At 71.1% G+C, this 22,061-nt stretch carries 19 protein-coding genes; 11 read left to right on the forward strand and 8 right to left on the reverse strand.

Annotated elements, in window-relative coordinates:
- Positions 1-367: 367 nt before the first annotated feature.
- Together N542_RS0112400 and N542_RS26690 are read right to left on the reverse strand one after the other, a co-directional pair.
- Positions 368-1,039, reverse strand: a complete 672-nt coding sequence (locus tag N542_RS0112400) for an MBL fold metallo-hydrolase (RefSeq protein ID WP_028644181.1) — start codon at positions 1,037-1,039, stop codon at positions 368-370.
- A 4-nt stretch (positions 1,040-1,043) separates the two neighbouring features.
- A complete protein-coding gene (locus tag N542_RS26690) occupies positions 1,044-1,754 on the reverse strand; it encodes a maleylpyruvate isomerase family mycothiol-dependent enzyme (RefSeq protein WP_051551707.1) in 711 nt (236 codons plus the stop codon).
- Positions 1,755-1,897: 143 nt separating this feature from the next.
- On the opposite strand from N542_RS26690, the gene uvrA reads away from it, so the two are divergent.
- Together uvrA and N542_RS0112415 are read left to right on the forward strand one after the other, a co-directional pair.
- Positions 1,898-4,972 carry an excinuclease ABC subunit UvrA gene (gene uvrA / locus N542_RS0112410; protein ID WP_028644182.1) on the forward strand — a complete coding sequence of 1,025 codons (3,075 nt, stop codon included), beginning with the start codon at positions 1,898-1,900 and terminating at the stop codon, positions 4,970-4,972.
- Positions 4,973-5,068: 96 nt separating this feature from the next.
- Positions 5,069-5,491 (forward strand): Rieske (2Fe-2S) protein, encoded by a 423-nt coding sequence (locus tag N542_RS0112415; RefSeq protein ID WP_028644183.1) that lies wholly within the window; start codon positions 5,069-5,071, stop codon positions 5,489-5,491.
- A 107-nt stretch (positions 5,492-5,598) separates the two neighbouring features.
- On the opposite strand, the gene N542_RS24715 is transcribed toward N542_RS0112415, so the two are convergent.
- Positions 5,599-6,897 carry a pyridine nucleotide-disulfide oxidoreductase gene (locus tag N542_RS24715; RefSeq protein ID WP_036507698.1) on the reverse strand — a complete coding sequence of 433 codons (1,299 nt, stop codon included), beginning with the start codon at positions 6,895-6,897 and terminating at the stop codon, positions 5,599-5,601.
- Between the two features lie 84 nt (positions 6,898-6,981).
- Here N542_RS24715 and uvrC point away from each other — a divergent pair, with 84 nt between their 5' ends.
- The 9 genes from uvrC (at position 6,982) to N542_RS0112465 (ending at position 15,681) form a co-directional block, all read left to right on the forward strand.
- Positions 6,982-8,994: an excinuclease ABC subunit UvrC gene (uvrC, locus tag N542_RS0112425; protein WP_028644184.1), complete on the forward strand. Its 2,013-nt coding sequence runs from the start codon at positions 6,982-6,984 to the stop codon at positions 8,992-8,994.
- A 2-nt stretch (positions 8,995-8,996) separates the two neighbouring features.
- A complete protein-coding gene (rapZ, locus tag N542_RS0112430) occupies positions 8,997-9,869 on the forward strand; it encodes an RNase adapter RapZ (RefSeq protein WP_028644185.1) in 873 nt (290 codons plus the stop codon).
- 8 nt (positions 9,870-9,877) lie between these two features.
- Entirely contained in the window at positions 9,878-10,855 is a 978-nt protein-coding gene (locus N542_RS0112435; protein WP_197025969.1) for a gluconeogenesis factor YvcK family protein, read from the forward strand.
- Between the two features lie 37 nt (positions 10,856-10,892).
- The gene (gene whiA / locus N542_RS0112440; protein WP_028644187.1) at positions 10,893-11,879 is read left to right on the forward strand and encodes a DNA-binding protein WhiA; all 987 of its coding nucleotides are present in this window, start codon (positions 10,893-10,895) and stop codon (positions 11,877-11,879) included.
- A 140-nt stretch (positions 11,880-12,019) separates the two neighbouring features.
- Positions 12,020-13,015: a type I glyceraldehyde-3-phosphate dehydrogenase gene (gene gap / locus N542_RS0112445; RefSeq protein WP_028644188.1), complete on the forward strand. Its 996-nt coding sequence runs from the start codon at positions 12,020-12,022 to the stop codon at positions 13,013-13,015.
- Positions 13,016-13,017: 2 nt separating this feature from the next.
- Entirely contained in the window at positions 13,018-14,217 is a 1,200-nt protein-coding gene (locus N542_RS0112450) for a phosphoglycerate kinase (protein ID WP_028644189.1), read from the forward strand.
- On the forward strand, positions 14,217-15,014 hold the full coding sequence (gene tpiA, locus N542_RS0112455) for a triose-phosphate isomerase (protein ID WP_036507701.1): 798 nt from the start codon (positions 14,217-14,219) through the stop codon (positions 15,012-15,014). The genes N542_RS0112450 and tpiA overlap by 1 nt, the downstream gene beginning before the upstream one ends.
- 31 nt (positions 15,015-15,045) lie before the next feature.
- Entirely contained in the window at positions 15,046-15,276 is a 231-nt protein-coding gene (secG, locus tag N542_RS0112460; RefSeq protein WP_028644190.1) for a preprotein translocase subunit SecG, read from the forward strand.
- 45 nt (positions 15,277-15,321) lie between these two features.
- Positions 15,322-15,681, forward strand: a complete 360-nt coding sequence (locus N542_RS0112465) for an RNA polymerase-binding protein RbpA (RefSeq protein ID WP_028644191.1) — start codon at positions 15,322-15,324, stop codon at positions 15,679-15,681.
- Positions 15,682-16,096: 415 nt separating this feature from the next.
- Here the strand turns inward: N542_RS0112465 and pgl are convergent, their stop codons facing one another.
- Genes pgl through tal form a run of 5 tightly spaced genes read right to left on the reverse strand, consistent with a single transcriptional unit; the run spans position 16,097 to position 22,047 of the window.
- Positions 16,097-16,822, reverse strand: coding sequence for a 6-phosphogluconolactonase (gene pgl, locus N542_RS0112470; protein ID WP_028644192.1), 726 nt, complete (start codon positions 16,820-16,822; stop codon positions 16,097-16,099).
- Positions 16,819-17,730, reverse strand: coding sequence for a glucose-6-phosphate dehydrogenase assembly protein OpcA (locus N542_RS0112475; protein ID WP_028644193.1), 912 nt, complete (start codon positions 17,728-17,730; stop codon positions 16,819-16,821). The genes pgl and N542_RS0112475 overlap by 4 nt, the downstream gene beginning before the upstream one ends.
- Positions 17,727-19,280, reverse strand: a complete 1,554-nt coding sequence (gene zwf, locus N542_RS0112480) for a glucose-6-phosphate dehydrogenase (RefSeq protein ID WP_028644194.1) — start codon at positions 19,278-19,280, stop codon at positions 17,727-17,729. The genes N542_RS0112475 and zwf overlap by 4 nt, the downstream gene beginning before the upstream one ends.
- Positions 19,277-20,944 carry a glucose-6-phosphate isomerase gene (pgi, locus tag N542_RS0112485; protein WP_028644195.1) on the reverse strand — a complete coding sequence of 556 codons (1,668 nt, stop codon included), beginning with the start codon at positions 20,942-20,944 and terminating at the stop codon, positions 19,277-19,279. The genes zwf and pgi overlap by 4 nt, the downstream gene beginning before the upstream one ends.
- Positions 20,941-22,047 (reverse strand): transaldolase, encoded by a 1,107-nt coding sequence (tal, locus tag N542_RS0112490; RefSeq protein WP_028644196.1) that lies wholly within the window; start codon positions 22,045-22,047, stop codon positions 20,941-20,943. The genes pgi and tal overlap by 4 nt, the downstream gene beginning before the upstream one ends.
- Between the last annotated feature and the right edge of the window lie 14 nt (positions 22,048-22,061).

Raw genomic sequence — 22,061 nt, forward strand, 5'->3', positions numbered from 1 at the left:
GGGCCGGGCCGGCGGTGAGCTATCCACCGATCCTGGTCGCAGAACGGTGGAGCGCCCACCGCCAGGCCGGGCGGCGGTGAGCTATCTACCGATCCCGGTCGCAGAACGGTGGAGCGCCCGCCGCCAGGTCGGGCGGCGGTGAGCTATCCACCGTTCCTGGTGGCAGAAGAGTGGAGCGCCCACCGCCAGGTCGGGCGGCGGTGAGCTATCCACCGATCCTGGTCGCAGAAGAGTGGAGCACCCACCGCCAGGCCGGGTGGCGGTGAGCTATCCACCGATCCGGCTCGCTCAGACGGTGGAGCACCCACCGCCAGTTGACCGCGCCGGCTCCCCAATAGCGGTCGCCGCGACACCCTGCAATGCAGGCCTACCAACCACGCTCGCGCCACTCCGGCAACGACGCCCGCTCGGCACCGAGGGTCGAGTCGCTCCCGTGGCCGGGGTAGAACCAGGTCTCGTCGGGCAGCCGGTCGAAGATCCTCGTCGACACGTCCTCGATGAGCCGGGCGAAGCGGTCGGGGTCGCCCTGGGTGTTGCCGACGCCGCCCGGGAAGAGCGAGTCGCCGGTGAAGAGGTGCGGGTGACCGGCCGGGTCGGCGTACAGCAGGGCGATCGAGCCGGGCGTGTGCCCGGCGATCGCGATCACCTCGAGCTCGCACGAGCCGACGGCGACGGTGTCGCCGTGGGCGACCGAGCGCGTGACGGGTACGCCGGTCTGCTCGGTCACGGCTGCTGCGTCCGGTGCGCCGACGACGACTGAGGCGCCGGTTGCGGCCACGACGTCGGCCAGCGCCCGGTGGTGGTCCCAGTGCTGGTGGGTCGTGACCACCGAGGTGAGGCCGGCATCGCCGACCAGCGGCAGCAGCGTCGCCGACGCATCGGCAGCGTCGATCAAGACCTGCTCGCCGGTGTCGCGGCACCGCAGCAGGTAGCAGTTGTTGGACATCGTCGGGTCCACCGCGACCTTGGTGATGGTCAGGTGGGTGAGCTCTCGGACGTCGGCGGGGCCGCCGGGAGTCACGTCGCCGGTGTAGGTCATGGGTTCACCACGATCCGATCTGCGGCACGTCGCCGCTGTCGCTGCTCAGTCCCTCGCCGGCGCCTCGACCGGTGAGCCACCAGCCGAGGTCGGCCGCGGTGCCGGTCACGGCCGGGCCGCCGTCACCGAAGGCCCAGGTCCGCGCGAGGTCGGACGCGACGGCCCGGAAGGACGGGTCGGGTGCCTCCCACCCGCCGGTCATCGCGTCCAGGAGCAGCGCGGCGTACGCCGGCGCCCAGTCGGCCCGCGAGTAGCCGGCGTCGAGGTCGGCGTGGTGGATCGACACCTCGCTCAGCCGCATGCCGGGCAGGGCGCCGGCGGGCACCTGACGGCCTGCGGGCACCCGCTCCACGAGGGTGTCGAGCTCGTCCGCGGGGAGCGCGGCGAACGCGTCGGACAGGTCGGTGGTGGCCCCGAGCAGCCGGGCGCGGATCGCGGCGGGTCCGGCGGCGGCCAGGTCCTGGATGTCCTGGTCGCGCGCCTCCTGGGAGGCGTACATCGGCACCGGCTCGCCCTCGAGGATCCCGCCTATCGCGCCCGCCATGCCCTCTGCGTTGAGCACGAGGTGGGCGAGGACGTGGCCCCGGGTCCAGTCGGGGAGGCCGCTCGGCTCGCCGTACGCCGCGTCGGGGAGCCCGTCGGTGGTCCGGATCAGGCGCCGCGTCGCGTCGTGGAGAAGTTCCTCCACGGTGTCCTGGCTCATCTGCTCGGGCATGGGTACATCCTGCCCGACAGGCAGCGCACGGAGGACTGTCGGTGGCGCGTGAGATCGTGGGGAACACCCGCGCGCCCCGAGTGGTTGTTCCCACCGTGCCGCGGCTAGGATGACGAACACGTGTTCGAAGACGAGGGGTAGCAGTGATCGATCAGCTCATCATCCGAGGGGCTCGGGAGCACAACCTCAAGGACGTGTCGATCGACCTGCCCCGCGACTCGCTGATCGTCTTCACCGGCCTCTCCGGCTCGGGCAAGTCGTCCTTGGCGTTCGACACGATCTTCGCGGAGGGCCAGCGACGGTACGTCGAGTCGCTGTCGGCGTACGCGCGCCAGTTCCTGGGCCAGATGGACAAGCCCGACGTCGACTTCATCGAGGGGCTGTCGCCCGCGGTCTCGATCGACCAGAAGTCGACCTCGAAGAACCCGCGCTCGACCGTCGGCACGATCACCGAGGTCTACGACTACCTCCGCCTGCTCTACGCGCGCGCCGGCCGTCCGCACTGCCCGACCTGTGGCGCCCCGATCGAGCGCCAGACGCCGCAGCAGATCGTCGACAAGATCCTCTCGCTGGAGGAGGGCCGCCGGTTCCAGGTGCTGGCGCCGGTGATCCGCGGCCGCAAGGGCGAGTACGTCGAGCTCTTCAAGCAGCTCCAGACCCAGGGCTTCTCCCGCGCCCGGGTCAACGGGGAGACCTACGGCCTCGACGAGCCGCCCAAGCTCGACAAGCAGCGGAAGCACACGATCGAGGTCGTGATCGACCGGCTCGCGGTCAAGGAGACCTCCAAGCGACGCCTCACCGACTCGGTCGAGACCGCGCTGCAGCTCGCCGGTGGCCTGGTGCTCTTCGACTTCGTCGACCTGGACGCCAAGGACCCCGAGCGCGAGCTGCGGTTCAGCGAGAAGATGGCGTGCCCCAACGACCACCCGATCGACACCGACGAGCTCGAGCCGCGCTCCTTCTCCTTCAACTCGCCCTTCGGTGCGTGCCCGGCCTGCAGCGGCCTCGGCACCCGGATGGAGGTCGACCCGGAGCTCGTCGTGCCCAACCCGCAGGCCACGCTGGGCGAGGGGGCGATCCAGCCGTGGAGCCAGGCGCACGTCGCCGACTACTTCCTGCGGCTGATGGGCGCGCTCGGCGACGAGCTCGGCTTCGACCTCAACACCCCGTGGCAGGACCTCTCCACGAAGTCGCAGAACTCGATCCTCGACGGCCACTCGACCAAGGTCCACGTCGTCACCCGCAACCGCTACGGCCGCCAGCGCGCCTACTACGCGGAGTTCGAGGGCGTGCGGCCCTACATCGAGCGGCGGCACCGCGAGGCCGAGTCCGACACCAGTCGCGACCGGTTCGAGGGGTTCATGCGCGAGGTCCCGTGCCCGACGTGCCACGGCAGCCGGCTCAAGCCGGTGTCGATGTCGGTCACCCTCGGCGCCTCCATCCAGGACGGCGGCAAGAACATCGCCGAGGTCTGTGCGATGCCGATCAACGAGACGGCCGACTACCTGCGCGCCCTCGAGCTCAGCTCCCGCGAGCGCCAGATCGGCGAGCGGGTGCTCAAGGAGATTCAGGAGCGGCTCAACTTCCTGCTCGACGTCGGTCTCGACTACCTCTCGCTCGACCGGCCCTCCGGCTCGCTCTCCGGCGGTGAGGCCCAGCGGATCCGGCTGGCCACCCAGATCGGCGCCGGCCTCGTCGGCGTCCTCTACGTGCTCGACGAGCCGTCCATCGGCCTGCACCAGCGCGACAACCACCGCCTGATCGAGACCCTGGTCCGGCTCAAGGACCTCGGCAACACCCTGATCGTCGTCGAGCACGACGAGGACACCATCCGGGTCGCCGACTGGGTCGTCGACATCGGGCCGGGCGCCGGCGAGCACGGCGGCCAGGTCGTCCACAGCGGCAGCGTCGCCGACCTGCTGACCCACCCGGACTCGATGACGGGCCAGTACCTCTCCGGTCGGCGCGAGATCCCGGTCCCCGCCGTACGCCGCCCGCGCACGACCGGGCGCGAGCTCACCGTCCACGGCGCCCGTGAGCACAACCTGCGCAACGTGGACGTGTCCTTCCCGCTCGGCCTGTTCGTCGCCGTCACCGGGGTCTCGGGCTCCGGCAAGTCGACGCTGGTCAACGACATCCTCTACACGTCGCTGGCCAAGCAGATCTACAACGCTCGCGCGGTCCCGGGCCGGCACCAGAAGATCACCGGTCTGGAGCACGTCGACAAGGTGATCCACGTCGACCAGTCGCCGATCGGCCGGACCCCGCGGTCCAACCCGGCGACGTACACCGGCGTCTTCGACCACGTCCGCAAGCTCTTCGCCTCGACGCCCGAGGCGAAGATGCGCGGCTACCTGCAGGGCCGGTTCTCCTTCAACGTCAAGGGTGGGCGCTGCGAGGCGTGCGCCGGCGACGGCACGATCAAGATCGAGATGAACTTCCTGCCCGACGTCTACGTGCCGTGCGAGGTCTGCCACGGGGCTCGCTACAACCGCGAGACGCTCGAGGTGCACTACAAGGGCAAGACCATCGCCGAGGTCCTCGACATGCCGATCGAGGAGGCGGCCGACTTCTTCGCGGCGGTGCCCGCGATCGCGCGGCACATGAAGACCCTGGTCGAGGTCGGCCTGGGCTACGTCCGGCTCGGCCAGCCCGCCACGACGCTGTCCGGCGGCGAGGCGCAGCGGGTCAAGCTGTCCTCCGAGCTCCAGAAGCGCTCGACCGGTCGCACGGTCTACGTGCTGGACGAGCCCACGACCGGCCTGCACTTCGAGGACATCCGCAAGCTGCTGCTGGTGCTCGGCCGCCTGGTCGACCAGGGCAACTCGGTGCTGGTGATCGAGCACAACCTCGACGTCATCAAGACGGCCGACTGGCTCGTCGACATGGGACCCGAGGGCGGGTCGCGGGGCGGCATGGTCGTCGCCGAGGGCACGCCCGAGGCGGTGGCGGCGACGCCCGAGAGCTACACCGGCCAGTTCCTGGCGCCGCTGCTCGAGGGCCGGGCCGCGAAGCAGCCCACCCGCAAGGTGGCGGCGAAGAAGGCCCCAGCGCCGCCGCCCACCACCAAGGCTGCCAAGAAGGCTGCTGAGAAGGCGGCCGAGAAGGCGGCGGCGAAGAAGACGGCGGCCACGAAGGCCGCCGCGACGAAGCGGGCGACAGCGAAGAAGGCGTCCGGCGCGGCGACGAAGACCGCTGCCAAGCGCCGGGCCAGCTGAGTTCTCACCGAACTCTCATCGCCGGGACACAGCCACGGCCGGGTTCCCTGGCTAGGGTGAAGATTCAACGACCGCCTGCCAGTTAGGACGACGACCGTGACCACCGAAGGCATCACCCGCCGCCACACGCTCACCGGGGCAGCCGTCCTCGGTGTCGGCGTCCCGTTCCTCGCCGCCTGCGGCGGTGGTGACGACTCGAGCGCCGTCGACGGCGGAGCCGCGACCAAGTCCGGCGCGGAGCTCGGCCCCACGTCCGACGTGCCGGTGGGCGGCGGCAAGATCTACGGCGACCAGAAGATCGTCGTCACCCAGCCGACCGCGGGTGACTTCAAGGCGTTCTCGGCGGTCTGCACGCATCAGTCCTGCCTGGTCACCCAGGTGGCCAACGACACCATCGACTGCGCCTGCCACGGCAGCAAGTTCTCGGCCGACGACGGCTCGGTCGTCACCGGACCCGCGACCTCCGCCCTCGCCGAGGTCGCCATCACCGTCGACGGAGACACGATCACCACGGGCTGAGCGTCGGCTCCCGGGAGGCAGGCATGACCACGCCCGGCATCATCACCCGTCGACCACAGCCTCGACCAACCTGAGCGAGGTCCCGATCTCCGTCGGGGGCGGGTCGATCAGCCTGTCGTCACGGCGGTGGCCGGCTGGGACGCCGTACGCCACCGCCGGTCGCGCGGCGACTCGCGGCGGTCGAGGCGGGCGTCGAGGACGACCCGGGCCTCGTCGTACCGACCGGATCGCAGCAGCGCGGAGATCCGAGCCTCCTCGATGATCTCGCGCTGAGCGTCCGAGCCACCCAGGCGCCAGGTCTGGGTGCTGACGTCCGCGAGCTGGTCGGCGGCGGCGGAGCAGCTGCCGGTCGCCATGCTGCGCAGCGCCCGGGCCAGCGGGGCGACGACCTCGCGGTGGGTCGGGTGGTCGTGGCGGGCGGCCCAGGCCTCGAGGTCGCCGAGGGCCACCGCGTCGCCCTGGGCCAGGTGGAGCACCGCGGTGTGCAGCGCCAGGAACGGCGTGGCCGGGTGCCGCAGCGTCGCGTTCGGGGTCGCGGCGGCCACGCCCTGCAGGTCGGGCACGTCGTCCGCGTCGGGCGTGAGCGCCCAGCGGAAGAGCAGGGAGCCGGTGTCGACCAGGGCCCGGCAACCCAGCGCGCCGTCGGGGCGCAGCTGCGACTCGTAGCGACGTCGTACGGCGTCCAGGTCGCCCAGCGACAGCTCGTGCAGCGCCGCGTGCCACGCGAAGTGGCTCAAGCTGTCGGTCGCTGCTCCGTCGCCGCGCACCCAGTCGTCCATCCAGGCGAGGCCGGCGTCGTGATCACCGGTCTCGTAGTGCGCGTGGGCCCGGGCGTGCGCGGAGTGCCCGGCCGACGGCTCCGCCGCGAGCGAGCGGCAGGACAGCTCCATCGCCTCGTCGTAGCGACCCTGCTCCTGGCGGGTGAAAGCGAGCAGGCCGGTGAACCACCAGTCGTCGCCGTACGCCGGGATCGCGCGCTCCACGATCCGCCAGGCCTCGGCGGGGACCTCGGTCACGCCGGCGAAGGCGATCGTCGGCACCGCGGTGGAGAGCAGCACGGCGTCGCGCGGGTAGGTCTCGAGGTGCTGGATGAGGGGGCGGGAGTCGCCGCGCAGGTGCGCGGCGACCGCGTGCACGTGGCTGCGCTCGCGCTCGGTGGCGCGCGGGGCGAGGGCGATCGCGTCGCGGATGCGGGCCCGGACGTCGACCGCGACGCACATCTCGTGACCCAGCAGGGCGAGCGTCGCGTGGCCGAGGGCGAAGGTCGGGTCGAGGGCGAGGGCCGTGGCCACGGCCGAGGCGGCCCCGCCGCGGAGCCGGAGCAGCCCGTCGACCCCGCGGTTGTACGCGCGAGCGGCTTCGGGGGAGCTGGTGAGCTCGTATCCGTAGGGGTCGCAACATCGCATGAAAGCATAGTAAGTCACTGCACATAGGAATGTGCAGCACTAGGCCCGAGACGAGATGTCGGCGCGCCCCCGTAGGGTTGGGACGTGCCTCCAGCTCCGCGTTCGCGTTCCGCCCGAGGCCCGCTGTCCTACCGCCCTGAGCCGGGCTCCATCCCCACCCAGCCGGGCGTCTACCGCTTCCGTGACCCGCGCGGCCGGGTCGTCTACGTCGGCAAGGCGAAGAACCTCCGCGCGCGGCTCTCGTCGTACTTCCAGGACATCGGCAACCTGCACCCGCGCACCGCCACCATGGTCACGACCGCGGCCAGCGTCGAGTGGACGACGGTCAAGACCGAGGTCGAGGCGCTGCAGCTGGAGTACTCCTGGATCAAGGAGTTCGACCCGCGCTTCAACGTCAAGTACCGCGACGACAAGTCCTACCCGTGGCTGGCCGTCACCGTCGGCGAGGAGTTCCCGCGGGTGATGGTCGGCCGCGGCGCGAAGCGCAAGGGCACCCGCTACTTCGGGCCCTACAGCCACGCGTGGGCGATCCGCGAGACGGTCGACCTGCTGCTGCGGGTCTTCCCGATGCGCTCGTGCAGCAACGGCGTCTTCAAGCGGTCCAGCCAGATCGGTCGGCCCTGCCTGCTCGGCTACATCGACAAGTGCGCGGCCCCGTGCGTCGGCAACGTCAGCGCCGAGGAGCACCGCGACATCGTCGACGACTTCTGCGACTTCATGGCCGGGCAGACCACGGCGTTCGTCAAGCGCGTCGAGAAGGAGATGTACGCCGCCTCCGAGGCGCTCGACTTCGAGAAGGCGGCCCGCCTGCGCGACGACATCGGGGCGCTCAACAAGGCGCTGGAGAAGCAGGCTGTGGTGCTCGGTGACGGCACCGACGCCGACGTGATCGCCCTGGCCGAGGACCCGCTCGAGGTCGCGGTCCAGATCTTCTACGTGCGGGGCGGCCGGATCCGCGGCCAGCGCGGCTGGGTGGCCGACCGGGTCGACGAGGGCGGCACCGACAAGCTGGTCGAGGACTTCCTGCTCCAGCTGTACGGCGGCGCGACGCCCGAGGAGATCCCGCGAGAGATCCTGGTGCCCGCGCTGCCGCCCGACGCGGCGACGTACGAGACCTTGCTCGGTGACGTGCGCGGCGCGAAGGTGTCGATCCGGGTGCCCCAGCGTGGCGACAAGCGGACGCTGCAGGAGACGGTCGCGCAGAACGCGGCGCAGTCGCTGATGCTGCACAAGACCAAGCGGGCCAGCGACCTCACCACCCGCAACCGCGCGCTCGAGGAGATCCAGGACGCCCTCGGGCTCGACGAGGTGCCGCTGCGCATCGAGTGCTACGACGTCTCCAACCTCCAGGGCACCGAGGTGGTCGCCTCGATGGTGGTCTTCGAGGACGGCCTGGCGCGCAAGGGGGAGTACCGGCGGTTCGTGATCCGTGGGGTCGAGGGCCAGAACGACGTCGCGTCCATGGACGAGGTGATCACCCGGCGCTTCCGGCGGCTGCTCGACGAGCAGTCCACCAGCACCGAGGTGTCGGGCGACAACGGCCCGATGCTGGTCGACCCGGAGACGGGTCGTCCCCGCAAGTTCGCCTACGCCCCCGGCCTCGTCGTCGTCGACGGCGGACCGCCGCAGGTCGCCGCGGCGCAGCGGGCGCTGGCCGAGCTCGGGATCGTGGACATCCCGGTGTGCGGGCTCGCCAAGCGCCTCGAGGAGGTCTGGCTGCCGGAGCAGGAGGACCCCGTCATCCTCGCCCGCTCCAGCGAGGGCCTCTACCTGCTCCAGCGGATCCGCGACGAGGCGCACCGCTTCGCGATCACCCACCACCGCTCCCGTCGGTCCAAGTCGATGGTGGAGAGCCTGCTCGACGGCGTCCCCGGTCTGGGCGAGGTCCGGCGCCGCACGCTGCTCAAGCACTTCGGGTCGCTGAAGAAGCTGCGCGCCGCCACGATCGAGGAGATCGCGATGGTCCCCGGCATCGGCGAGCGCACCGCGACGTCCATCAAGGACGCGGTCGCCCAGCAGGGTGCCGACGGGACCGGTCAGACTGGACCCAGCATCATCAGCATCAACACCGCGACCGGCGAGATCGAGGAGGCCTAGGGATGACCGATCCGCAGGAGCACGGTGAGCTCGTCGTCGTCACCGGCATGACCGGTGCCGGCCGCAGCACCGCCGCCAAGGAGCTCGAGGACCTCGGCTACTACGTGGTCGACAACATGCCGCCGAGCCTGCTGCGCGACGTCGTACGCCTGGTCGACGAGAGCCGTGGGTTCGAGCAGCCGGTGGCGGTGGTCGTCGACGTACGCTCCGGCTCGTTCTTCGAGTCGCTGCAGGCCAACCTCGCCCTCGGCGCCACCGGGCGGCACGCGACCCTGGTCTTCCTGGAGGCCGCCGACGACGTGCTCGTACGCCGCCAGGAGGCGGCCCGCCGGCCGCACCCGCTCCAAGGCTCGGGTCAGCTGCTCGACGGGCTCCAGCGCGAGCGCAAGGTGCTCGCCGAGCTGCGCAGCGACGCCGACCTCGTGATCGACACCTCGAGCCTCAACGTGCACCAGCTCACCGAGCGGATCGCCGACGCGTTCGGGACCCCCGACACGGTGCGGCTCAAGGTCACCGTGACCAGCTTCGGCTTCAAGTACGGCATCCCGGTCGACGCCGACTTCGTCGCCGACATGCGCTTCCTGCCCAACCCGCACTGGATCCCGGAGCTGCGCCCCGGCACCGGCCGCGACGTCGAGGTCGCCGACTACGTCCTGGCGCAGGCGGGCGCCGCCGAGTTCCTCGACGGCTACGTGCCGGTGCTCGAGGGCGTCGCCGAGGGCTACCTGCGCGAGGGCAAGCGCTTCATGACGGTCGCGATCGGCTGCACCGGCGGCAAGCACCGCAGCGTCGCGATGACCGAGGAGGTCGTGCGCCGCCTGGGCGCCTCCGGCTTCGACGTCCGGGCCAGTCACCGCGACCTCGGTCGGGAGTGACGGACCGGGTGGTGGCGTCCCACGAGCGCGCCCAGTCCGTCGTCGCCTTCGGTGGTGGGCACGGCCTGTCGGCCTCCCTGCACGCCCTGCGACTGCTCGTCGCCGACCTGGTGGTCGACGACCTGACGGCTGTGGTGACGATCGCCGACAACGGCGGGTCCTCCGGACGGCTGCGCGGCGAGTTCGGCGTCCTCCCTCCGGGTGACCTGCGGATGGCGCTCGCGGCGCTGTGCGGGGACCACCCGTGGGGTGACACCTGGGCGCGTGTGCTGCAGCACCGCTTCGCCGGCGAGGGCGAGATGAACGGCCACGTGATCGGCAACCTGCTGATCGTGGGGCTGTGGGAGCAGCTCGGCGACTCCGTGGCGGCGCTCGACTGGGTCGGCAAGCTGCTCGGCACCACGGGACGGGTGCTGCCGATGGCCCTGACCCCGCTGGACATCACCGCGCAGATCCGCGGCCTCGACCCGGAGCGCCCCGAGGTCGCCCGGACGGTGCGCGGCCAGGTGGAGGTCGCCACCTCCGACGGCGAGATCGTCTCGATCGCCCTCGACCCCCCGGACCCGGAGCCGTGCCCGGAGGCCCTCGCGGCCGTCGCCGCCGCCGACTGGGTCGTGCTCGGCCCGGGCTCGTGGTTCACGTCCGTGATGCCGCACCTGATGGTGCCCGAGGTGCGCAGTGCGCTGGAGCACACGGACGCCAGGATCGTGGTGGTGCTCAACCTGGTCGACGAGGCCGGCGAGACCTCCGGCTTCGACCCCATCGACCACCTCGCCGCCCTGCTCGAGCACGCTCCCGACCTGCGCATCCACACCGTCCTGGCCGATGCCGGCAGCGTCGGCGACGCCGCCGACGAGCTGCGCTCGGCAGTGGCCTCCGCCGGGGCGGAGCTGCACCTCGACGACGTCGCCGCAGACGACGGCAGCCCCCGTCACGACCCCGCGCGACTGGCCGCGGCGTACACCCGGATCATGACCGGAGCCTGATTCCGAGGGTCGTTGACTCGCGTGGCAGGATCGGCGCATGGCGATGACGGCACAGGTGAAGGCGGAGCTGTCGAGCACCCCGGTGACGAAGACCTGCTGTCGCAAGGCGGAGGTGGCCTCGATGCTGAGGTTCGCCGGCGGCCTGCACATCGTGAGCGGACGGATCGTCGTCGAGGCCGAGTTCGACACCGGTGCCGCGGCCCGTCGGCTGCGCACGAACATCGCCGAGGTCTACGGCCACCAGTCGGACGTCGTGATGGTGCAGGGCAACGGCATCCGCAAGGGCAGCCGCTACATCGTCCGGGTGGTCAAGGACGGCGAGGCGCTGGCCCGCCAGACCGGTCTGCTCGACCAGCGCGGTCGCCCGGTCCGGGGGCTGCCGCCCGCCGTCGTCTCCGGCGGCGGCTGTGACGCGGTCGCCGCGTGGCGCGGTGCCTTCCTCGCGCACGGCTCGCTGACCGAGCCCGGCCGATCCTCGGCCCTCGAGGTCACCTGCCCCGGCCCGGAGGCCGCGCTGGCGCTGGTCGGCGTCGCGCGCCGCCTCGGCATCCATGCCAAGGCCCGGGAGGTCCGTGGTGTCGACCGCGTCGTCATCCGCGACGGCGACGCGATCGGGCAGCTGCTCACCCGTCTCGGCGCCCACGAGTCGCTGATGGCCTGGGAGGAGCGCCGGATGCGTCGCGAGGTGCGGGCGACCGCCAACCGCCTCGCGAACTTCGACGACGCCAACCTCCGTCGTTCGGCACGCGCCGCGGTCGCTGCCGGCGCGCGGGTCGACCGCGCCATGGAGATCCTCGGCGAGGACGTGCCCGACCACCTCAAGCTCGCCGGGCACCTCCGGCTGGAGCACAAGCAGGCGTCGCTCGAGGAGCTCGGCCAGCTGCACGACCCGGTGCTCACCAAGGACGCGATCGCCGGGCGGATCCGGCGGCTGCTGGCGATGGCCGACAAGCGCGCCGAGGAGCTGGGCATTCCCGACACGGAGTCGTCGCTGACCCCGGAGATGCTCGCCGACGAGGGGTAGCCGGCCCGAAGGTCCGGTCATCGCGGGACCTTCGCCGTTACTCGCACGTACGTCGGGACGGCAGGTTGGGTGGTGCGACCCAGGCGATAGGGTCGGCCACGTCCCCTTGCACCAGCCGACTGACAAGCAGGAGCACCGCAGTGACTGTTCGAGTAGGTATCAACGGGTTCGGCCGGATCGGCCGCAACTTCTTCCGCGCTGTCCTCGCCTCTGGCGCTGACATCGAGATCGTCGCCGTCAACGACCTGACGGACAACAAGACCCTGGCCACCCTGCTGAAGTACGACTCCACCCTGGGTCGCCTGGACGGGGACGTGTCGCACACCGACACCGAGATCACCGCGGCCGGCCAGACCTTCAAGGTGTTCGCGGACCGCGACCCGGCCGCCCTCGACTGGGCCGGCGTCGGCGCGGACATCGTGATCGAGTCGACAGGCTTCTTCACCGACGCCACCAAGGCGAAGGCGCACATCGACGGTGGGGCCAAGAAGGTCATCATCTCGGCGCCCGCCAAGAACGAGGACGTCACGATCGTGATGGGCGTCAACGAGGGCGACTACGACCCCGCCACGCACACCATCATCTCCAACGCGTCGTGCACGACGAACTGCCTCGCGCCGATGGCGAAGGTCCTCAACGACGAGTTCGGCATCGTCAAGGGCCTGATGACGACGATCCACGCCTACACCGGCGACCAGAACCTGCTCGACGGCCCGCACGGCGACCTGCGTCGCGCCCGCGCCGCGGCGATCAACATCGTGCCGACCTCGACCGGTGCCGCCAAGGCGATCTCGCTGGTGCTGCCCGAGCTCAAGGGCAAGCTCGACGGCTACGCGCTGCGCGTGCCCGTCCCGACCGGCTCGGTCACCGACCTGACGTTCGAGGCGGGTCGCGAGACGACCGTCGAGGAGGTCAACGCGGCGGTCAAGGCGGCGGCGGACGGCCGCATCCTCAAGTACAACGAGGACCCGATCGTCTCCAGCGACATCACCACCGACCCCGCGTCCTGCATCTTCGACGCGCCGCTGACCAAGGTCATCGGCAACCAGGTCAAGGTCGTCGGCTGGTACGACAACGAGTGGGGCTACTCCAACCGGCTGGTGGACCTCGTGGTCCACGTCGGCGCCTCGCTCTGATCGTGGGCGACTACTCCACCCTGGGCGACGTCGCAGGCAAGCGGGTCCTGGTCCGCTCGGACCTGAACGTCCCGCTCGACGGCAGCACGATCACCGACGACGGCCGCATCCGCGCCAGCGTCCCGACGATCCGGGAGCTGGCCGCGGCCGGCGCCCGGGTCGTCGTGACCGCGCACCTCGGCCGCCCCAAGGGCGCGCCCGAGGACCGCTACTCGCTGCGCCCGGTGGCGGCCCGCCTCGGCGAGCTGCTCGGCCAGGACGTCGCGTTCGCGACCGACACGGTCGGGGAGAGCGCGCAGGCCACGGTCGCCGCGCTCACCGACGGCCAGGTCGCCGTGCTGGAGAACGTCCGGTTCAACGCCGGCGAGACCAGCAAGGACGAGGCCGAGCGTGGTGCCTTCGCCGACCAGCTCGCCACGCTGGCCGACGCCTTCGTGTCCGACGGCTTCGGCGTCGTGCACCGCAAGCAGGCGTCGGTGTACGACGTGGCGCAGCGGCTGCCGCACGCGATGGGTCAGCTCGTCTCCACCGAGATCGGCGTGCTCCGCCGGCTGACCGAGGAGCCCGAGCGCCCGTACGTCGTCGTGCTCGGTGGCTCGAAGGTGTCCGACAAGCTCGGCGTCATCGACAACCTGCTCGGCAAGGCCGACAAGCTGCTGATCGGCGGAGGGATGGTCTTCACCTTCCTCAAGGCCCAGGGCTTCGAGGTCGGCAAGAGCCTGCTCGAGGCCGACCAGCTCGACGTGTGCCGGTCCTACCTGGAGCGGGCCGAGCAGACCGGGGTCGAGATCCTGCTGCCGACCGACATCGTGGTCGACACCGCGTTCCCCGGCGGCGACCGGACCCCGGAGCCCCGGGTCGTGCCGGCGGGGGAGATCCCTCCGGACGCCCTCGGGCTCGACATCGGTCCGGAGTCCGGCGCGGCGTTCGCGGCGGCCCTGGCCGACGCGCGCACCGTCTTCTGGAACGGCCCGATGGGCGTCTTCGAGGTCGACGAGTTCGCGGCCGGCACCCGTGCTGTCGCGGAGGCGCTGACCCAGGTCGACGGCCTGTCGGTCGTCGGCGGTGGCGACTCGGCGGCCGCCGTACGCACGCTCGGCTTCGACGAGGCCGCGTTCGGACACATCTCCACCGGCGGTGGCGCCAGCCTCGAGTACCTCGAGGGCAAGGAGCTCCCCGGCATCCAGGTCCTGGAGGACTGATGGCACAGGCTGCACGCACGCCGCTGATGGCGGGCAACTGGAAGATGAACCTCAACCACCAGGAGGCTCTCGTCCTGGTGCAGAAGCTCGCGGTGACGCTGGCGGACAAGAAGCACGACTACGGCAAGGCCGAGGTGGTCGTCGTACCGCCGTTCACCGACCTGCGGTCGGTGCAGACGCTCGTCGACGGCGACCGGCTGCAGATCCGGTACGGCGCGCAGGACGTCTCGACGCACGACTCCGGTGCCTACACCGGCGAGATCTCGGCGGCGATGCTGTCCAAGCTGGGCTGCTCGTACGTCGTGGTCGGGCACAGCGAGCGTCGTGAGTACCACGGCGAGTCGGACGCCGTCGTCAACGCCAAGGCCCACAAGGCGCTCGCCGCCGGCATGGTGCCGATCGTGTGCGTCGGCGAGGGTCTCGCGGTCCGGCAGGCCGGCGAGCACGTCCCGCACTGCCTGGGGCAGGTCGACGGCTCCCTGGAGGGCTTCTCCGCCGAGCAGATCGCCGGCCTGGTGATCGCGTACGAGCCGGTCTGGGCGATCGGCACCGGCGAGGTCGCCACCCCGGACGACGCCCAGGAGGTCTGCGGGGGCATCCGCGCGCGGATCCGCGAGCTCCACGGCGATGGTGCGGCCGACGCCGTACGCGTGCTGTACGGCGGGTCCGTGAAGGCCGGCAACGTCGGCGGCATCATGGTCCAGCCCGACGTCGACGGCTGTCTGGTGGGCGGCGCGAGCCTGCAGGCCGACGAGTTCGGCGGGATCTGTCGCTTCTACGACATGCCGGTCCTGTGATGGCCCGGGACCTGACGTAGGCTCTGCGACTGTGGAACTTCTCTTCACCATCGTGCTCATGATCTCCAGTGGTCTGATGATCATCCTCGTGCTCCTTCACAAGGGGCGTGGCGGCGGTATGTCGGACATGTTCGGCGGCGGCGTCTCCAGCTCGCTCGGCGGCTCGTCCGTCGCGGAGCGGAACCTCGACCGGCTCACGATCGGGATCGGCGTCATCTGGTTCTCCTGCGTCATCGCCCTCGGGCTCCTGCTCGCTTACTGACCCGCAACGTTCACAGACGTCTGAGAGACTCGAAGGGATACGCCGGTGGCTGGTGGAGGAAACGCGATTCGCGGAAGTCGGGTCGGGGCTGGCCCGATGGGGGAGGCCGAGCGAGGCGACGCCGCGCCGCGGCAGACCGTGACCTACTTCTGCGCGCGTGAGCACCGGTCGGTGGTCCCGTTCTCGACCGAGGCGACCATCCCGGAGTCGTGGGACTGCCCCAAGTGCGGCCTGCCGGCCAGCCTGGACTCGGACAACCCGCCGCCCGCGCCCAAGATCGAGCCCTACAAGACGCACCTGGCCTACGTGAAGGAGCGGCGCTCCGACAAGGAGGCCGAGGACATCCTCGACGAGGCGCTCACCCTGCTGCGGACCCGCCGCAAGTCCGGCGACATCATCTTCTAGCCCGGCCTCCCGGGGCTCGGCCTCCGGGTGCTGCGGTGGCGCGCCGTTTGGTCACCAACCGCAGCTGCGGGCTGCCGGGATCTGCGGTTGGTGACCAAACCGCGGGTCTGGTGGGGGTGCGGCGTACCCTCGCCGGCCGTGCCACGATTGGTCAGGAACCGCAGCTTCGGGCCGCCGAGATCTGCGGTTGGTGACCAAACCGCGGGTCTGGTGCGGGTGCGGCGTACCCTCGCCGGCCGTCCCACGATTGGTCAGGAACCGCAGGTTTGGTCCGCCGAGATCTGCGGTTGGTGACCAAACCGCGGGTCCGGTGCGGGTGCGGCGTACCCTCGCCGGAGGTCGCACGATTGGTCAGGAACCGCAGCTGCGGGCCGTCGAGATCTGCGGTTGGTGACCAAACCGCAGGTCCAGCACGCTAGAGCGCCGACGCAGCCCCACGGTCCAGGAACCAGATGGTCTCCTCGCGGCCGGTGACGCCGGCGGCGGGGATCTCGTGCAGGTCGGCACCGCCGAGGGCCGAGGCCACCGCCTCGGCCTTGCCGGACCCGCTGACCAGGAACCACACTGATCGCGCCCGGTTCAGCGCCGCGAAGGTCAGGCTGATCCGCTCCGGCGGGGGCTTCGGCGAGCCGGTGACACCGACGGCGATCGCGTCGGAGTCGAGCTGCGGGAAGCCGGGGAAGAGCGAGGCGATGTGGCCGTCCGGGCCGATGCCCAGCATGACCACGTCGAACTCGCCGCTGCCGTGCTCGCGCAGGGTCGCCTCGTACGCCGCAGCGCCCGCGTCGACGTCGGCCGCATCGGCGGTCGACGGCATCGCGTGCACGTGGGCGGGGTCCGCGCCGATCTCGTCGAGGAAGGCCGCCCGGGCCTGGCCGCTGTTGCGGTCGGGGGAGTCCGGTGCGACGAAGCGCTCGTCGCCGAACCAGATGACGACCCGCGACCAGTCCACCTCGGCGCCGGGCGACAGCCGGGCGAGCTCGCGGTGGATCTCCTCGGCGATGGTGCCGCCGGTCAGCGCGATCTGCGGCGTCCCGCCGGCCGCCTGGGCGTCGGCGAGCCGGCTGAGCAGCTCGCCGGCCACGGCGGTGGCGAGCGTGCCGGAGTCCTCGTGCACCTCGATGCGAGGTTCGGTCGTCACGTGCTGGGTCCCATCTTCAGCAGTCGCTTCGCGGTCTCGGCGTACACGTCGTCCTCGTCGAGGCGGCGCAGCTCCTCGGCCAGCAGCTCGGGCAGCTCGCGCCGCTTCAGCGCGATCGGGCGGTCCGGGTGGCCGGGGGAGCTGTACGTCGCCAGCTTGCCGTCGGAGCGCGAGATGCTGATCGGCCCCTCCTTGGTCTCCAGGACCACCTGCGTGATGCCGGGGCCGGACGAGCTCTTGCGGGTCACGCCGACCTTGAGTCGGTCGCGCAGCCAGGCGCCGAGCAGCTCCGCGCTGGGGCTGATCCGCTCGGCCGTGATCGTCACGCCGGTGACTTTGAGGTGGTGCTGGTCCAGGGCCGCGGCGAGCAGCGCGCGCCACGGCGTGATCCGGGTCCACGCCAGGTCGGTGTTGCCCTTCGTGTACGACGCGCACTGGGTGTGGATCGCCTTGCCCTTGCCCCGCTTGGCACTGGCGGCGTCGGTGATCCGTCGCTGCGCCAGCGCACCCAGCGGGTCGGTCGCGGTGTCGGCCGGCGGGTCGGTGGGCCAGTAGATCGCGACCGGGGAGTCGGGCAGCAGCAGCGGCAGCACCACGGACTCCGGGTGCCTCACCACCTCGCCCTTGAGCCGGATCAGGGCGGTCTCGCCGGACCAGCCGGCACCGGCGCCGACCTGGGCGTTGACCTCGGCCGCGCCGCGGGCATCGCCGAGGATCACGCCGAGCACCCGGGCGGGGTGCTCGTGCGAGGCCTCCCGGGCCACCGCCATCACGTCGGTGGCCATGTCCTCGTCCACGACGACGACCATGGTCATGACCATGCCCATCGCCGGGCTGCCGGCGCGCTTGCGCGCGCGCACGAACTCCGAGGCGATGGCCGCAGCGTTGGTGTTGGTGAGCTCGATCATGGTCGTCTCCAGACTCGGCCGTCTCGGGCCAGCATCGCGTCGGCGGACGGTGGGCCCCAGGTGCCGGACTCGTACTCGTCCGGCTTCCCCTTGCCCGCGGCGTCCTGCTTGGCCCAGTGCTCGAGGATCGGGTCGAGGATCTTCCAGGACAGCTCGACCTCCTCGTGGCGCGGGAAGAGCGGCGGGTCGCCGAGCAGCACGTCGAGGATCAGCCGCTCGTAGGCCTCGGGGGAGGACTCGGTGAAGGACCCGCCGTAGGCGAAGTCCATGTTGACGTCGCGGATCTCCATCGCGGTGCCGGGCACCTTGGAGCCGAAGCGCAGCGTCACGCCCTCGTCGGGCTGGATCCGGATGACCAGGGCGTTCTGGGTCAGGTCCTCGGTGGACGAGGCGCTGAACGGCTGGTGCGGCGCCTTCTTGAAGACGACGGCCACCTCGGTCACCCGCCGGCCGAGGCGCTTGCCGGTGCGCAGGTAGAAGGGCACGCCGGCCCACCGCCGCGTGGCGATGTTGAGCGTGACGGCGGCGTACGTCTCGGTCGTGGAGGACTTCGCGATGCCCTCCTCCTCCAGGAACCCGGCCACCTTCTCGCCACCGGCCCAGCCCTCGGCGTACTGCGCCCGCGCCGTGGTCAGGTCGAGTCGGCGGGGGAGCACGACGCTCGAGAGCACCTTCTGCTTCTCGATCCGCAGGCTCTCCGCGTCGAACGACGTCGGCTCCTCCATCGCGACCAGCGACATCAGCTGGAGGAGGTGGTTCTGGATGACGTCGCGGGCGGCGCCGATGCCGTCGTAGTAGCCGGCCCGACCGCCGATGCCGCCGTCCTCGGCCATGGTGATCTGCACGTGGTCGACGTAGTTGCTGTTCCAGATCGGCTCGAACATCGTGTTGGCGAAGCGCATCGCCAGGATGTTCTGGACCGTCTCCTTGCCGAGGTAGTGGTCGATGCGGAAGATCGAGCCGGACTCGAAGACCCCGGCCAGGATGCCGTTGAGCTCGCGCGCCGACTCCAGGTCGTGCCCGAAGGGCTTCTCGACGACCACCCGGCGCCACGAGTCGGCGCCGCCGTCGGCGAGCCCGTGCTCCTTGAGCTGGTCGACCACGGTGCCGAAGAAGCCGGGCGGGATCGCCAGGTAGAAGGCGTGGTTGCCGTCGGTGCCCCGCACCTCGTCGAGCTCCTGGATGGTGCGGCGGAGCTGGTCGAAGGCGACGTCGTCGTCGAAGTTGCCCGGGACGAACCGGAAGCCCTCGGCCAGCTGCTTCCAGACCTCCTCGCGGAACTCCGTGCGGGCGTAGGCCTTGACCGAGTCGTGCACGACCTGGGCGAAGTCCTGGTCGGCCCAGTCACGACGGGCGAAGCCGACCAGGCTGAAGCCCGGCGGCAGCAGCCCGCGGTTCGCGAGGTCGTAGATCGCGGGCATGATCTTCTTGCGCGACAGGTCGCCGGTCACGCCGAAGAGGACCAGTCCGCACGGCCCCGCGATGCGGGGGAGTCGACGGTCCTGCGGGTCGCGCAGCGGGTTCACGTACTCGCTGTTGCTCTGGCTCATCGGGTGCGGTGCTCCCTGTAGTAGGCGATCAGTGCCTGGGTCGACGCGTCCTGGCCGGCGAGCGCCTCGGCGTCACCGGAGATGGCGGGGCCGACCTGCTGGGCGAGCTGCTTGCCCAGCTCGACACCCCACTGGTCGAAGCTGTCGATGCCCCAGACCACGCCCTGCGTGAAGGTCAGGTGCTCGTAGAGCGCCACCAGCTGGCCGAGCACCGCCGGCGTCAGCCGCGGCGCGATGATCGACGTGGTCGGCCGGTTGCCGGTGAAGACCCGGGCCGGTACGACGGCCTCCGCCGTGCCCTCGGCCCGCACCTCGTCGGCGGTCTTGCCGAAGGCCAGCGCGGCCGTCTGTGCCAGGAAGTTCGCGAGGAAGAGCTCGTGCACGTCCTGGCTCTGCCCGTCGTGGGTGTCCACCAGCGGGTACGACGGCTCTGCGAACGCGATGAAGTCGGCCGGGATGAGGCGGGTGCCCTGGTGGATCAGCTGGTAGAACGCGTGCTGCCCGTTGGTGCCGGGCTCGCCCCAGTAGATCTCGCCGGTCTCCGTCGTGACCGGGCTGCCGTCCCAGCGCACACCCTTGCCGTTGGACTCCATCGTCAGCTGCTGCAGGTACGCCGGGAACCGGTGCAGCAGCTGGGCGTAGGGCAGGACGGCGTGGCTCTCGGCGCCGAGGAAGTTCGTGTACCAGACGTTGAGCAGCCCCATCAGCAGCGGCACGTTGCGCGCCGGCTCCGTCGTGCGGAAGTGCTCGTCCATCGTGTGGAAGCCCTCGAGCAGCTCGGCGAAGCGCTCCGGTCCGATCGCGACCACGAGCGCGGTCCCGATCGCCGAGTCGACCGAGTAGCGACCCCCGACCCAGTCCCAGAAGCCGAACGCGTTGGCGGGGTCGATCCCGAAGTCGGCCACCTTGTCGAGCGCGGTCGAGACCGCGACGAAGTGCTTGGCGACCGCCTCGGTGGCGTCGCTCGACCCCAGCCCCTCCAGCAGCCACGCCCGGCACAGGCGCGCGTTGGTCAGGGTCTCGAGCGTCCCGAAGGTCTTGCTGGCGACGATGAAGAGCGTCGTGGCCGGGTCCAGGCCGGCCAGCGTCGTCGCCGCGTCGGTCGGGTCGATGTTGCTGATGAAGCGGCACTCCAGGCCGTCCTGGCGGTACGCCGCCAGCGCCTCGTACGCCATCACCGGTCCGAGGTCGGAGCCCCCGATGCCGATGTTGACGACCGTGCGGATCCGCTCGCCGGTGACCCCGGTCCACGCGCCGCTGCGGACCTGGTCCGCGAACTCGTAGACCCGGCCGAGCACCTCGTGGACGTCGCCGACGACGTCCTGCCCGTCGACCTCGAGGGCTGCGTCGGCGGGCAGCCGCAGCGCCGTGTGCAGCACCGCTCGGTCCTCGGTGACGTTGATGTGCTCACCGGCGAGCATGGCGTCGCGGCGCCCGACGACCCCGACCTCGTCCGCCAGCGTGAGCAGGGCGGCCAGGACCTCGTCGTCGAGCAGCGCCTTCGACAGGTCGACGTGCAGCTCGCCCGCACCGAAGGACAACCGGGACACCCGGTCGGGGTCCTCGTCGAACCACCGGCGCAGGTCGGGCGTGAAGTCCGCGGCGAGGGCGGTCAGCCGTGCCCACGCCGCGGTCGAGGTCGGGTCGACGGGCGTGTCGGTCACTTCGCGGCCGCCGCCATCTGGCCCTTCACGGTCTCGACCAGCTCGGTCCACGACTTCTTGAACTTGTCGACGCCCTCGGTCTCGAGCACCACGAGCACGTCCTCGAAGTCGATGCCCACGGCAGCGAGCTGGTCGAAGACGGCCTGCGCCTCGGTGGCCTTGCCGGTCACCTGGTCACCGGTCACCTCACCGTGGTCGGCGAAGGCGTCCATGGTCTTCTCCGGCATGGTGTTGACCGTGTCGGCGACGACGAGGTCGGCGACGTACAACGTGTCGGGGTACGCCGGGTCCTTGACGCCGGTCGAGGCCCAGAGCGGCCGCTGCGGGTTGGCGCCGTCCTTGGCCAGCACGGCCCAGCGGTCGCTGGCGTGGACCTCCTCGTAGGCGGCGTAGGCGATCCGAGCGTTCGCGACGGCGGCCTTGCCCTTGAGGGCGGCGGCCTCGTCCGTGCCGATCTTGTCCAGGCGGGCGTCGACCTCGGAGTCCACGCGGGAGACGAAGAACGACGCGACGGACTGGATGCGCGACAGGTCGAGCCCAGCGTCGCGCGCGGCCTCGAGGCCGGACAGGTACGCGTCCATGACCTCCTGGTAGCGGACCTTGCCGAAGATCAGGGTGACGTTGACGCTGATGCCCTCGGCGATCGCGGCGGTGATCGCCGGCAGACCCTCCTTGGTGGCGGGGATCTTGATCAGCACGTTGGACCGGTCGACCGCGGACCACAGGGCCCGGGCGGAGCCGATGGTGCCCTCGGTGTCGTTGGCCAGGGTCGGCTCGACCTCGATCGAGACCCGGCCGTCGGCCGACTCCTCGCCGGCCAGCGGGGCGAAGATGTCGCAGGCGTTGCGGACGTCCTCGGTGGTGAGCTCGAAGATCACCCGGTCGACCGACTCGCCCTTGTCGACGAGCTGGCGGACCTGCTCGTCGTACCGCTCGCCGTTGGCGATGGCCGCCGCGAAGATCGTGGGGTTGGTGGTCACGCCGACCACGGACTTCGTCTCGATCAGCTCGGCCAGGTTGCCGGTCTCGATGCGCTCGCGCGACAGGTCGTCGAGCCAGATCGACACCCCCGCGTCAGCAAGCTTCTTCAAACGATCACTCATGGTGCGTCTCCTTC

Source organism: Nocardioides sp. URHA0020 (genome assembly GCF_000620705.1).
Classification (GTDB): domain Bacteria; phylum Actinomycetota; class Actinomycetes; order Propionibacteriales; family Nocardioidaceae; genus Nocardioides.